We start from the raw sequence: 11,989 nt of genomic DNA on the forward strand, positions 1-11,989 counted from the left end.
GGCGGGCTACTTGACGAGGTAGATCGTGGCGAAGAGCCCGATCCAGACCACGTCGACGAAGTGCCAGTAGTAGGAGACGACGATCGCGCTGACCGCCTGCTCGTGGGTGAACCGGCGGGCGATGTAGGTGCGTCCGAGGACGAACAGGAAGGCGATCAGGCCACCGGTCACGTGGATCCCGTGGAAGCCGGTGGTGAGGTAGAACATCGTGCCGTAGGCCGAGTCCTGGATGGTCACGCCCTCCTGCACGAGCGTGGCGTACTCGACGGCCTGGCCGGCCACGAAGACCGCGCCCATGAGGTAGGTCAGGATGAACCACTCGCGCAGCCCCCAGCCCTTCACGTGGAGCACCGAGCCGGTCCGGCCGACCTGACCACGCTCGGCCGCGAACACGCCGAGCTGGCAGGTCAGTGACGACAGCACCAGGATCGTGGTGTTCACCGCGGCGAACGGGATGTTCAGGATCTCGGTGTTCTGCGACCACAGGTCGGGGCTCACCGAGCGGATCGTGAAGTACGACGCGAAGAGCGCCGCGAAGAACATCAGCTCGCTGGAGAGCCAGATGATCGTCCCGACGCTGACCATGCTGGGTCGGTCGTGGTGCCCGTGCAGACGGGATGCCGGAATGGTCGTTGCTGTCGCCACCCGAGCATTATGTCCCGACCCGGTCCCGTGGCCACCAACGACCCCCCTTACCGGGGGACCTAAAGTTGATGGAGTGCTGAACCTCGCGGTGCCGACCGCTCTCACGACCGCCCCGGACCTCCCGGAGCCGTCCTTCGGCACCTTCTTCTCGGAGTGGTCGCTGGCCCCGCTGCCGTTCGTCGTGACGGTCTGGGTGGTCGGCCTCTACGTCGCCGGCGTGGTCGTGCTGCGGCGCCGCGGCGACCGCTGGCCGGTGGGGCGGACGATCGCCTTCGTCGGGGTCGGGATGGGGTCGTTCTACGTCGCCACGGCGTCCGGCCTGGCGGCGTACGACACCACCCTGCTGAGCGTGCACATGGTCCAGCACATGGTGCTGTCGATGGTGGTGCCGCTGGCCCTCGCGCTCGGCGCGCCGATCACCCTGGCGCTGCGCACGCTCCCGCCTGCGCCGCGACGGTGGCTGCTCGCCGTCCTGCACTCGCAGGTCGCCCGGGTGCTGTCCTTCCCGCCGCTGACGTTCCTGCTCTACGTGATCTCGCCGTGGGCCCTGTACTTCAGCGGCTGGTACGACGCGTCGCTGAGCTCGACGTACGTGCACGAGATGATGCACGTGCACCTGGTGCTCGTCGGCTCGCTCTTCTTCTGGCCGCTGATGGGCATCGACCCGCTGCCGGGTCGCGTCGGCTACCCGTTCCGGGTGCTGCTGACCGTGCTGACGCTGCCGTTCCACGCCTTCCTGGGTGTCACGATCATGGGTCAGTCCGAGCTGATCGGCGGCGAGCACTACGCCGAGCTGCGGGAGGGGCCGATGGCCTCGTGGCTGCCGTCGATGGCCGACGACCAGCACCTGGCCGGCGGGATCCTCTGGGGCTCGGGCGACCTGATCGGGCTGGTGTTCTTCGGGGTGCTCTTCGTGCAGTGGGTGCGCTCGTCCATGAAGGAGGCGGCGCGCGAGGACCGGCGCCTGGACCTGCAGGAGGCGAGGGAGGCTAGGGAGCGGGCGGCGACACGCGCAGAGTCGTGACCCGGCGCCCGGTCATGGCGGTGACCTCGAGACGGTGGTCGCCGACGTCGACGCCGTCGCCGACCTCGGGGATCCGCCCGAGCCGGGCGACGAGGTAGCCCGCGGCGGTCTCGTAGTCGCCGTCGGGCAGCTCCAGGCCGGTCGTCTCGGCGAAGTCCTCGATGCTCAGGCCGGCGTCGACCTCGTGCGGCCCGTCGACGGACGACGGCGGGTGCGCGGGGGCGTCGTACTCGTCGCGGATGTCGCCGACGATCTCCTCGACCAGGTCCTCGAGCGTGACGATGCCGTCGGTGCCGCCGTACTCGTCGACCAGGACGGCGAGGTGGATGCCCGACTTGCGCATCGTCGCGACCGTCGGCAGCACCTGGTTGGTCGACGGGAGGACCAGCACGTCCCGGACCAGGTCGCGGACCAGGCGGGGATCCTCGTCGCGGACGCCGAGCAGGTCGCGCACGTGCAGGAACCCGACGACGTCGTCGAAGTCGTCGCCGGTGACGGGGTAGCGCGAGTAGGGCAGCGAGCCGACCCGGTCCCGGGCCTCGGTGACCGGGGTGTCGGCCGCGACGAAGGCGACCTCGCCGCGCGGGCGCATCACCTCCTTCAGGGAGGTGTCGGTCGCCGAGAAGACGTCGCGCAGGATGCGTCGCTCCTGCTCGCCCAGGCCCTCGTGGGTCGAGACGATGTCACGCAGCTCCTCCTCGCTGAGCTCCTCGCTCGTCGCGGAGGGATCGCCGCCCAGGAGGCGGACCAGCACGTCCGTGGAGCGCGACAGGAGCCAGATGACCGGCCGCATCACCGTCGCGAACCGGTCCAGGGGCGGCGCGACCAGGGTCGCCAGTCCGGCCGAGCGCTGGAGCGCGAGCCGCTTGGGGACCAGCTCGCCGAGCACCAGCGAGAGGTAGGCGATCAGCAGCGTCATCACCACCAGGGCCACGGTGTCGGCGGCGCCGTCGGCCAGCCCGAGGTCCACGAGGTACGGCGCGATGTCCGGCGCCAGGGTCGAGCCGCCGTACGCCGCCGAGAAGAACCCGGCCACGGTGACGCCGATCTGCACGGCCGCCAGGAAGCGGTTGGGGTCGCGGGCGACGGACGCGACCTTGGCTCCGCGCGATCCGGTGCGCTCGAGCTGGACGAGCTGGCTCTCGCGCAGCGACACCAGCGCGATCTCGGTCGCGGCGAAGACCCCGCCCACCAGGACGAAGACGACGACGAGCGCGAGGTTGAGGAAGGTCTGGGCGTCGATCAGGGCGGTTCACTCCTGGGGCGGCTCGTGGTGCCGGTCGGTGTGACGTAGGGATCGTAGGAGGTGCATGGGCAGCGGCCCCCGGGACGTCGTACGATCCGAGCGTGAGCGAGACGACGAAGCCCCTCCAGGTGCTGGTCTACAGCGACGACGTCAACACCCGGCAGCAGGTGATCCTGGCCCTCGGCCGGCGACCGCACCCCGACCTGCCGGAGCTCGAGTACGTCGAGGTCGCGACCGAGCCGGTCGTCATCCAGAACATGGACTCCGGCCGGATGGACCTGGTCATCCTCGACGGCGAGGCCGTGCCCGCGGGTGGCATGGGCATCGCCAAGCAGCTCAAGGACGAGATCTACCAGTGCCCGCCGGTGATCGTGCTCACCGGGCGTCCCCAGGACGCGTGGCTGGCCACCTGGTCGCGCGCGGAGGCGGCGGTGCCGCACCCGATCGACCCGATTCAGCTGGCCGAGACCGTGATCGCGCTGCTGCGCGCACGGGTCCCCGCCACCGCCTGATCCCGGCCGAGGTGACCACCTGGCCCGAGGTCCTCGGCACGCTCGTCGCCGGGGCGGACCTGTCGCGCGACCAGACCGCGTGGGCGATGGGCGAGCTGCTCGCCGGCGAGGCGACCCCGGTGCAGATCGCCGGCTTCGCGGTGGCGCTGCGCGCCAAGGGCGAGACCATCGACGAGATCACCGGCCTGGCCGACGCCATGCTGGCGCGGGCCAACCCGATCTCCGTGCCCGGCCGCCTGCTCGACATCGTCGGGACCGGGGGCGACCGCTCGATGTCGGTCAACATCTCGACGATGGCGGCCATCGTCGCCGCGGGCGCTGGCGCACCCGTGGTCAAGCACGGTGCGCGCTCGGCCTCGTCGAAGTCCGGCTCCGCCGACGTCCTCGAGGCGCTCGGCATCCGGCTCGACCTCCCCGTCGAGCGGGTCGCGGAGGTGGCGGTCGAGGCCGGCATCACCTTCTGCTTCTCCGCCGCCTTCCACCCGGCGATGCGCCACGCGGCGGTGCCGCGCCGCGAGCTCGGGATCGGCACGACCTTCAACTTCCTCGGCCCGCTCACCAACCCGGCCCGCCCCGCCGCCCAGGCGATCGGCTGCGCCGACGCCCGGACGGCACCCGTGATGGCCGGGGTGTACGCCGCCCGCGGCGTCGACGCGTGGGTCTTCCGCGGCGACGACGGGCTCGACGAGCTGACCACCACCACGACGTCGGCGGTCTGGGTCGTGCACGGCGGCGCCGTCTCGACCGCGACGGTCGACCCGGCGGCGTACGGACTGGCTCCGGCGACGACCGAGGACCTGCGCGGCGGCGACGCGGCGCACAACGCGGCCGTCGTACGGCGGGTGCTGGAGGGCGAGACCGGACCGGTGCGGGACGCCGTACTCCTCAACGCCGGGGCGGCGCTGGCCGTGCACGGGGCGCCGGGCGAGCCGGTCGACACCGCGCTCGCCGCCGGGCTGGAGCGGGCCCGCGAGGCCGTCGACTCCGGTGCCGCGGCGGCGCTGCTGGACCGGTGGGTCGCGGCCAGCTCGGCCTGACGCTCGACCGCCTCAGAGGTCGAGGACGAACTCGCGACCGTTCGGGCGGAAGCCGACGTGGGCGTAGTAGGCGCCGACCATCCCCGGGGCGGTCATCACGTGCCGGAAGCCGAGGTCGCGGAGCACCGTGCTGTGCCGCCAGACGAACTCGCCCGGGGTGAAGTCGCGGTACTTCGGCGTGACGTAGTCGAGCCGCACCCGCGCGACGTCGCCGTCCGGGCGGACCACGACGACGCCGACCGTCTCGTCGCCGTGCTGGACGACGAACGCGTGGTCCTCGTCGTGCACGCCGTCCCAGTCGGGCTGGAACCGGGCGATGTCGGGGTGGTGCTGGCGCAGGACGTGGGCGAGGTAGGCGTCGCGGGTGCCGACGGGCAGCACCTCGAAGACCTGCTCGTCGTGGCGCTCGCGCAGCAGCCGGACGATGAACCAGACGTTGATGGCCGCCAGCACCGTGTTCATGCCGACCATCGGCCAGACGCCGATGATGGCGTTGAAGGTCAGCAGCACGAGGCAGCCGACCAGGTTGAGGGTGCGGAAGCGCAGCACCCGGGCCTGCAGCAGGGAGTAGACCAGCAGCGCGCTGCCGCCCCAGCCGAGGACGTCGATCCAGGTCACCGGTGGAGGCTACGGCGGGCCCCGGCGTGCGGTCACATCCAGCCGGGCGGCGGTGTGAGCAGTTCCAGGTCGGGGGAGCGGTGCACCGGCAGCCAGCCCTCCTCGTCGACGAGGGCGCGGCCCAGGGCGGAACCGGGCCGCACCAGGGCGTAGTCGACGCCGGTCTCGCGGACCAGGTCGGTCCAGCCCCGTCGTACGACGAGGATGTCGGTGTTGCGGCGCAGCTCGGCGGTGGTGAAGGTGTCGCCGTACCCGTGCATGACCGGGTCGAGCTGGGGGTGGCGCCACATCAGCCAGCCGCCGAGGTTCCAGTCGTTCAGCACGGTCGTGCCGGCCGGGAGCGCGTCGAGGGCGGGGTCGGCCCAGGCGGGCTGGGCGGGCGGCTCGTCCGCCGTGAGGGGTACGACGGCCGCGAGCACCGCGAGCGCGAGCGCGGCCCCGCCCAGCACCACCCCGCCCTCGGGCCGCGTCCAGGTCGGTCGGGCGCCGAGGAGGGGCTGGAGCGCGATCGCGGTGAGCGGGACCAGCAGCGCGACCGCGACCGGGACGGTGCGGGTGGAGGAGACCGAGCAGGCCAGGGCCAGGACGAAGAGCCCCAGCCAGGTCGGGTCGTACGACGGCCGTCGGGCCCAGGCGGCCGCGGCGAGCAGGACCAGCACGACCAGGCCGAGCAGCCGCGGGTCGGTCGGGTCCGGCCGGCCCCACTCGCCGAAGAACTCGCGGCGGTCGCCGACCGCGACGACCGCTCCGACCAGCCGCGGTCCGACCGGGGTCACCAGCGAGGCGCCCGCGCCGAGCGCGACCACCCCCGCGCCGCGGGCCACCCGGGGCCAGGACCGGCCGGGGGTCACGACGGCCGCGGCCACGGCCACGCCCCCGACCACCAGTCCGATCGGCCACATGCCGTGGCAGCAGGCCCACAGCCAGGTGAGCGGCACCAGCCACCACGGGGTGCGGCCCTCCCGGCTCCAGGCTAGCCAGGCCGCAGCGGTCACCGCGACCAGCAGGTAGCTGAGCACCTGCGGCCGCGCGGACAGCCCGGAGCTGGCCGCGACCAGGCCCAGGCCGACGACGGGCGCGGCGACCAGCGGCTCGGCCCAGCGGCGGGCGACGGCGTACCAGGTGAGGGCGAGAGCGACGAAGGCCAGACCGCTCAGCCAGGCGACGCCCGCGAGGCCGAGCCGGTCCTCGACGGCGGCCATGGTCACCTGGGGCAGCCACTGGGTCGGGACCCAGTCGGCGGTCGCGAAGGTGCTGACGCTGCCGGGGTCGCGCAGCGACCAGCCGCTGAGGAACTCGTGGCCGAAGCGGAGGTGGAAGTAGGTGTCCTGGTTGTGGATCGGGCCGGCGGCGCGGAACGTCAGCATGCCCAGGACGACCAGCACGAGGCCGAGCGGGGCGAGCCTCCGGGCCCGGTCGAGCACGGTCGCCGCTCGTCGGGAGGTCAGTCGAGCCCGAGCGAGAACGCGGACTCCAGGTCGTGGCGGGAGTAGGCGCGGAACGCGATGTGGGTCTCGGTGGCGGTGACGCCCGGGACCTTGTTGAGCCGGTCGGCGACCACGGCGGCGATGTCGTCGTGCTCGCGGACCCGGACCAGGGCGATCAAATCGATCTGGCCGGTGACGGAGTAGACCTCGCTGACGCCGTCGAGCGCGGCGATCGCCTCGGCCACCTCGGGGATGCGGGCGACGTCGGCCTTCACGAACACGATGGCGGTGATCATGGGGGCGACGCTATCGGGTCGGTCGGTGGATGGTCGCGAGGTCCCGGCGCTCGCCGAAGGGGACCAGCGAGCGCCGCGACTCGGCCACGGCGTCGTGGACCGCGAGGTGGCGGGTCGCACCGGCCACCGGGCAGACCCACTCCCCGTCGACCTCGACCAGCCGGATGCCCGGCGACTCGAGCCAGCGCAGCACCTTCTCGGTCTCCTCCGCGGTGGCGGCCGGGACCGGTCCGGGTGCGCCGTGCACGGTCTCGGCGGTCGCGCGCAGCTCGCGGACGAACTGGTGGGCGTCGGCCCCGGAGGGGATCACGCCGGCGGCGGCGAGCCGGCCGAAGCGGACGACGTGGACGGCCCAGCGGCCGTCGTCCTCGCGCCGGGCGGCCACCACCTCGGGGCAGCGGGTCAGCGCGGAGAGCCGCTGGGTGCGGGCAGCGGCGCGGATGAACGCCGCGAGCCGGTCGCGGTGGGCGCCGGCCTCCTCGAAGCGCTCGTCGCGGGCGAGCGCCTCCATCCGGGTGTTGATCGCCTCGACGACCTCGTCGGGCCGCCTCAGCAGGGTGTCGCGCAGCTGGCGCACGACGGCGGCGTACGTCGCCTCGTCGACGCTGCCGTCGCACGGGGAGAGGCAGCGGCCCAGCTCGGCGAGCACGCACGCGGTCCGGGACGGCGCGCGGCCCATCCGCTCCGAGCACTGGCGGACCGGGAAGGTGTCGTGGAGGGCTGCGAGGCACTTCTCGGCGGCCTTGCGGGACCCGAACGGGCCGAGGTAGTCGGCGTCGTCGTCGAGGACCCGCTTGACCAGCGAGAGCCGCGGCCACGGCTCGCGGGTGAGCTTGACGAAGTGGACCTTCTCGGGGAACCGGGAGCGACGGTTGTAGCGGGGCTTGTGCTCGGCGATCAGCCGCAGCTCGCGCACCTCCGCCTCCAGCGTGGTGGCGCACTCGATGCCGACGACCTTCTCGGCGAGCCCGACCATCTCGCCCATCCGCGAGCGGGTCTCGGAGGCCGTGAAGTAGCTGCGGACGCGGGTGCGCAGGTCCTTGGAGGTGCCGACGTAGAGGACCCGCTCGCTGTCGTCGCGGAAGAGGTAGACACCGGGGGAGTGCGGGAGGCCCTCGGCGAGGTGGCGCTTCTTGCGCTGGGCGGTGCTGACCCGGGAGGAGAAGGTCTGCAGCTCCTCCAGGGTGTGCACGCCGAGCCCGCCCAGGCGCTCCATCAGGCCGTGCAGCACGTCGACGGTGGCGCGGGCGTCGGAGAGTGCGCGGTGGTTGGGCGTCGTCGTGGCCCCGAAGAGCCGGGCCAGCGACGAGAGCTTGCAATTGGGGGCGTCGTCGCGGGTGATCACGCGGCGGGCCAGCCGGGCCGTGTCGAGCACCTCGAACGTCGGCCAGGCCCGGCCCTGCTGGGCCGCGAAGTGCTGGAGGAAGCCGACGTCGAACGGGGCGTTGTGGGCGACCAGCACGCTGCCCTGCGCGAACTCCAGGAACGCCGGCAGCGCCGACTCGATCGACGGCGCCCCGGCCACCATGCCGTTGCTGATGCCGGTGAGCACCGCGATGAACGGCGGGATCTCGGTGTGGGGGTCGACCAGGGTCTGGAACTCGCCGAGCACCTCGCCGCCGCGGACCTTGACCGCTCCGATCTCGGTGATCATCGAGCCGCCCTGGGCCGAGCCGCCGGTGGTCTCGAGGTCGACCACGCAGAACGTGACGTCGCTGAGCCGTCGGCCCAGCTCGTCGAAACTGCGTTGCGACTCCCAGCGGGAGCGCGCACCGTGGGTGGCGCTGCTCATGACCACGAACGTAGGTCGGGCCACCGACAATCCGTGGGCGGCGCGCCAGCGCCAGCCGGGTCGGTCCTAGGGTTGTCGCGTCCCGAGCAGCACCACCGACGAGGAGAACCCCTGTGAGCACCGTGATCCCCGACGCCGCGCACCGCTGGCGCTGCGCCGGCTGCGGCAACCTCACCCGCTTCGACGTCACCCGCACCCGTCGTACGACGGAGTACTGGCACTTCGACCTGGCGGGCGACCACCGGGTCGAGGAGACGGCCGTGGACGGCGAGACCGTCGGGTCGGTGACCTGCCGCTGGTGCGGCCGGGCCGACGCCATCGAGGTCGTCTCCCGCAACGACGCCGCCGTCGCCGACGACCCGGCGGCCGGCTAGTGGTCCGGCCGGGAGGTAGGGGGTCGCTCGGCGTGCTCAGGGTGGGTGCGTCGCCAGACGCCGCCGCGACGCCGTACCGGGTCGTCTCGCGGGCGTCGGCAACGCAGCGAGGTGCGTGCCCTGGGTGCGCGAAGCGTTCCAGAACTTCCTGGACGGACCACTAGACCGCCATGGCGACGGGCCCTCTCGACGCGCTGCCGGCTGCGGCCCGCGTGCGGGTCGTGGCCCTGACGGCCGACGCCCTGCCGGCCGTGGTCCGGCTGCCGCCGTCGCTGCGGCGGGTGGCGGAGTTCGCGCCGGCGCGCCGTGCCCGGCTCGGCACCGGTGCGATCACCGCGGCGCTGGCCGACGACGAGTTCCGCGAGCGGGTCGCCACCCAGGTGGCGGCCCGGGCCGCCGTCGACCCCGACGACGCGGCCCAGCGCGTGGCGCTGGCCTGGCTGCTGCGCCCGGTGGGCTGGGAGGCGGTCGTCGCGGAGGCCGCGGAGGAGCTGACCGCGCGCGCCGGCGACCCCGAGCGCGAGGACGGTGAGGCAGCCCGGCTGCGCCAGCGGCTGGAGCAGACCGAGCAGACGCTGCGCGAGGTGCGCGCGGCGCACCGGGTGCAGGTGGACGAGTACAAGGCCGAGGTCGCCGCCCTGCGGCGCAAGCTGGGCGAGGCGCGGGCCGCCGAGCGCTCGGCGCGCCAGGAGTCCGACGCGGTGACCCGGTCCGCGGAGGAGCGCCGTACCGAGTCAGAGGCGGCGGTCGCCGCCCAGGACAAGGAGGTACGACGCCTGCGCGCCCAGCTCGAGCGGGCCGAGGCCGACCTGAGCGCCGGTCGCCGGGCGGCCCGGACCGAGCGCGACGAGGGCACGCTGCGGGCCCGGGTGCTCCTCGACACCGTGATCGAGGCGGCCGCCGGCCTGCAGCGCGAGCTGGGCCTGCCGCCGGCCTCCGGCGCGCCGGGGGACCGGGTCGAGCAGGAGGTCGCCGACGCGGGGGCACCGGCCGCGCCTGCGGCCGCCGTACCGGGTGGGGCGACGCCGGCCCTGCTGGAGCAGTACCTCGCGATGCCGCGCGCCCGGCTGCTCGTCGACGGCTACAACGTCAGCAAGACCGCGTGGCCGGAGTCGTCGCTGGAGGCCCAGCGCACCCGGTTGCTGAGCGCGATCGCCCCGGTGGCGGCCCGCACCGGCGCGGAGACGACCGTCGTCTTCGACGCCGCCGCCAGCGCGACACGCCCGGTGGTGCGCGCGCCGCGCGGCGTGAAGGTGCTCTTCAGCCCCGAGGGCGTGATCGCCGACGACGTGCTGCGCGACCTGGTCGCCGCCGAGCCCCCGGGCCGGATGGTCCTGGTCGTCTCCAGCGACCGCCAGGTCGCCACCGACGTCACCCGCGCCGGTGCCCGCGCCGTCGCCGCCGAGGTCCTCCTGGGCCTCCTCGCCCGCACGTCCTGACCTCGTCCACAGGCGGACTGTCGGTGGGGGGTGCCACGGTTCCTCCCATGACGACGAGAATCGACTGCGACACCTGCGTGGTGCGAGGTCTGGCGTGCCACGACTGCGTGGTCACGGTGCTGCTGGGCCCGCCGCCCGAGCTGACCTTCGACGACGACGAGCGCCGGGCGCTCGACGTGCTGGCCGAGAGCGGGCTGGTGCCGCCGCTGCGGCTGGTCCGGCCGGTCGACCCCCCGGTGGTCGAGTCGGCCTGAGGGCCGGATGGGTAAAGAAACGACCGCGACACCCCGAGCGGGTTTTGCCAGCCCGTCGCGGGCGACTAACCTGTCGCACTCAGGTGCTCGTGGAAGTGGACCGCCCATGGTTCGCGCGGGCACCGCGTCGAGTTCCGGTCCGCGTGCGGACCGGGAGCCGGGGACCCACCACTTCTGGGGTGAATCTCTCGCAAGGCGTGTGGCGTTCTCGGGCGTCGTACGAGGAGCGTGAGTAGGGCAAGTCGTGCCCGAACCCGTCAGCTCACCCGGTAGGCGTACGACACCACAAGGGGACCAGACCGCTCGTGCTCAACGGTCGCAAGCGCTTCATCACCGCCCTCACGGGCCTCGCCCTCGCCGGATCCGTCGGCTTCGTCCCCTCCTCGCCCGCGCAGGCGGAGCCCGACATCGACGACGTGCAGGCACGTGTCGACCGGCTCTTCCACGAGGCCGAGCAGGCCTCGGAGCGCTACAACGACGCCAAGCTGGAGCTCGGCGAGCTGCGCAGCGACCTCGACGCGCTGCGCGCCGACGAGAAGCGCCAGGACGCCAAGCTCGAGGTGATCCGCGACCAGGTCGCCGACTCCCTCGTCCGCGAGTACTCCGGCTCCGCGACGTCCGCGGCCGGCCAGCTCTTCGTCTCCGACGACCCGAGCGCCTTCCTCACCCAGCTGTCGACGATGTCGACCTACAACGACCTGCAGGGCGACCTGCTGACCGGCTACACCGCCGAGGTCGAGGCGCTCGACCTCCGCCGCGACGCCACCGAGGCCCGCGCCGACCAGGTCGCCCAGACCGAGGAGGCGCTGGCGGCCGAGAAGAAGACCGCCGACGGCAAGCTCGCCGAGGCCAAGGACCTGCTCGACGAGCTGAAGGCCGAGGAGCGCAGGGAGCTGCTGTCGCGCGGCTCGCAGCGGGTCCCGTCCGACGTCCCCGCCTCCGGGCGCGCGGGTGCGGCCATCTCCTACGCGATGGCCCAGGTCGGCGACGCCTACGTCTACGGCGCGGCCGGCCCCAACGCCTTCGACTGCTCCGGCCTGACGATGATGGCCTGGGCCCAGGCCGGCGTCGCGTTGCCGCACTCGTCCGCGGCCCAGTACTCCTCCGGCCCGCACGTGGCCGAGGGCGACCTGCAGCCCGGCGACCTGGTCTTCTACTACAGCCCGATCAGCCACGTCGGCATGTACATCGGCAACGGCCTCATCGTGCACGCCGCCAACCCCGGTGCCGGCGTCCGCGTCTCCGAGCTCCACTCCATGCCGTACGTCGGCGCCGTCCGGCCCGGCTGACGACGCTGGCCCACGTTCCTCGGCCGAAGGCCGGTC

13 protein-coding genes and 1 riboswitch are annotated in these 11,989 nt (G+C 73.4%); of the genes, 7 read left to right on the top strand and 6 right to left on the bottom strand.

Annotated elements, in window-relative coordinates:
• Window positions 1–6: 6 nt before the first annotated feature.
• The gene (gene ctaE / locus V7S47_RS10490) at window positions 7–645 is read right to left on the bottom strand and encodes an aa3-type cytochrome oxidase subunit III (protein ID WP_090853383.1); all 639 of its coding nucleotides are present in this window, start codon (window positions 643–645) and stop codon (window positions 7–9) included.
• A 73-nt stretch (window positions 646–718) separates the two neighbouring features.
• Here ctaE and V7S47_RS10495 point away from each other — a divergent pair, with 73 nt between their 5' ends.
• Entirely contained in the window at window positions 719–1,669 is a 951-nt protein-coding gene (locus tag V7S47_RS10495) for a cytochrome c oxidase assembly protein (RefSeq protein ID WP_336561516.1), read from the top strand.
• On the opposite strand, the gene V7S47_RS10500 is transcribed toward V7S47_RS10495, so the two are convergent.
• On the bottom strand, window positions 1,635–2,915 hold the full coding sequence (locus V7S47_RS10500) for a hemolysin family protein (protein ID WP_336561879.1): 1,281 nt from the start codon (window positions 2,913–2,915) through the stop codon (window positions 1,635–1,637). The two genes, V7S47_RS10495 and V7S47_RS10500, sit on opposite strands and share 35 nt — an antisense overlap.
• A gap of 101 nt (window positions 2,916–3,016) precedes the next feature.
• Here V7S47_RS10500 and V7S47_RS10505 point away from each other — a divergent pair, with 101 nt between their 5' ends.
• Together V7S47_RS10505 and trpD are read left to right on the top strand one after the other, a co-directional pair.
• Window positions 3,017–3,427, top strand: a complete 411-nt coding sequence (locus tag V7S47_RS10505) for an Rv3143 family two-component system response regulator (protein ID WP_244509281.1) — start codon at window positions 3,017–3,019, stop codon at window positions 3,425–3,427.
• 11 nt (window positions 3,428–3,438) lie between these two features.
• A complete protein-coding gene (gene trpD / locus V7S47_RS10510) occupies window positions 3,439–4,464 on the top strand; it encodes an anthranilate phosphoribosyltransferase (RefSeq protein WP_336561517.1) in 1,026 nt (341 codons plus the stop codon).
• A gap of 12 nt (window positions 4,465–4,476) precedes the next feature.
• Here the strand turns inward: trpD and V7S47_RS10515 are convergent, their stop codons facing one another.
• The 4 genes from V7S47_RS10515 to V7S47_RS10530 are packed head-to-tail and all read right to left on the bottom strand — an operon-like array spanning window position 4,477 to window position 8,597.
• A complete protein-coding gene (locus V7S47_RS10515; RefSeq protein WP_336561518.1) occupies window positions 4,477–5,082 on the bottom strand; it encodes a hypothetical protein in 606 nt (201 codons plus the stop codon).
• Between the two features lie 32 nt (window positions 5,083–5,114).
• Complete coding sequence (locus V7S47_RS10520) at window positions 5,115–6,506, bottom strand: hypothetical protein (protein WP_336561519.1); 1,392 nt, start codon at window positions 6,504–6,506, stop codon at window positions 5,115–5,117.
• Window positions 6,507–6,526: 20 nt separating this feature from the next.
• A complete protein-coding gene (locus V7S47_RS10525) occupies window positions 6,527–6,805 on the bottom strand; it encodes an Lrp/AsnC family transcriptional regulator (protein ID WP_090852370.1) in 279 nt (92 codons plus the stop codon).
• 10 nt (window positions 6,806–6,815) lie between these two features.
• Window positions 6,816–8,597: a DEDD exonuclease domain-containing protein gene (locus V7S47_RS10530; protein ID WP_336561520.1), complete on the bottom strand. Its 1,782-nt coding sequence runs from the start codon at window positions 8,595–8,597 to the stop codon at window positions 6,816–6,818.
• A 113-nt stretch (window positions 8,598–8,710) separates the two neighbouring features.
• Here V7S47_RS10530 and V7S47_RS10535 point away from each other — a divergent pair, with 113 nt between their 5' ends.
• From V7S47_RS10535 to V7S47_RS10550, 4 genes are all read left to right on the top strand, one after another.
• Window positions 8,711–8,971 carry a hypothetical protein gene (locus V7S47_RS10535; protein WP_090852365.1) on the top strand — a complete coding sequence of 87 codons (261 nt, stop codon included), beginning with the start codon at window positions 8,711–8,713 and terminating at the stop codon, window positions 8,969–8,971.
• Window positions 8,972–9,141: 170 nt separating this feature from the next.
• Entirely contained in the window at window positions 9,142–10,410 is a 1,269-nt protein-coding gene (locus tag V7S47_RS10540) for an NYN domain-containing protein (RefSeq protein ID WP_336561521.1), read from the top strand.
• A gap of 47 nt (window positions 10,411–10,457) precedes the next feature.
• Window positions 10,458–10,664: a hypothetical protein gene (locus V7S47_RS10545; protein ID WP_090852359.1), complete on the top strand. Its 207-nt coding sequence runs from the start codon at window positions 10,458–10,460 to the stop codon at window positions 10,662–10,664.
• Between the two features lie 139 nt (window positions 10,665–10,803).
• Window positions 10,804–10,938: riboswitch (cyclic di-AMP (ydaO/yuaA leader) on the top strand.
• Between the two features lie 31 nt (window positions 10,939–10,969).
• Window positions 10,970–11,953: a C40 family peptidase gene (locus tag V7S47_RS10550; RefSeq protein ID WP_336561522.1), complete on the top strand. Its 984-nt coding sequence runs from the start codon at window positions 10,970–10,972 to the stop codon at window positions 11,951–11,953.
• Window positions 11,954–11,989 lie beyond the last annotated feature (36 nt).

It is taken from the genome of Nocardioides sp. CCNWLW216 (assembly GCF_037120545.1).
GTDB lineage: Bacteria > Actinomycetota > Actinomycetes > Propionibacteriales > Nocardioidaceae > Nocardioides > Nocardioides lianchengensis.

What these genes read in the sequence shown, in the direction of transcription:
- V7S47_RS10540 (WP_336561521.1), top strand. Translation starts at nt 9,142, where the DNA reads ATGGCGACGGGCCCTCTCGACGCGCTGCCGGCTGCGGCCCGCGTGCGG.
- V7S47_RS10525 (WP_090852370.1), bottom strand. Translation starts at nt 6,805, where the DNA reads ATGATCACCGCCATCGTGTTCGTGAAGGCCGACGTCGCCCGCATCCCC.
- V7S47_RS10545 (WP_090852359.1), top strand. Translation starts at nt 10,458, where the DNA reads ATGACGACGAGAATCGACTGCGACACCTGCGTGGTGCGAGGTCTGGCG.
- V7S47_RS10530 (WP_336561520.1), bottom strand. Translation starts at nt 8,597, where the DNA reads ATGAGCAGCGCCACCCACGGTGCGCGCTCCCGCTGGGAGTCGCAACGC.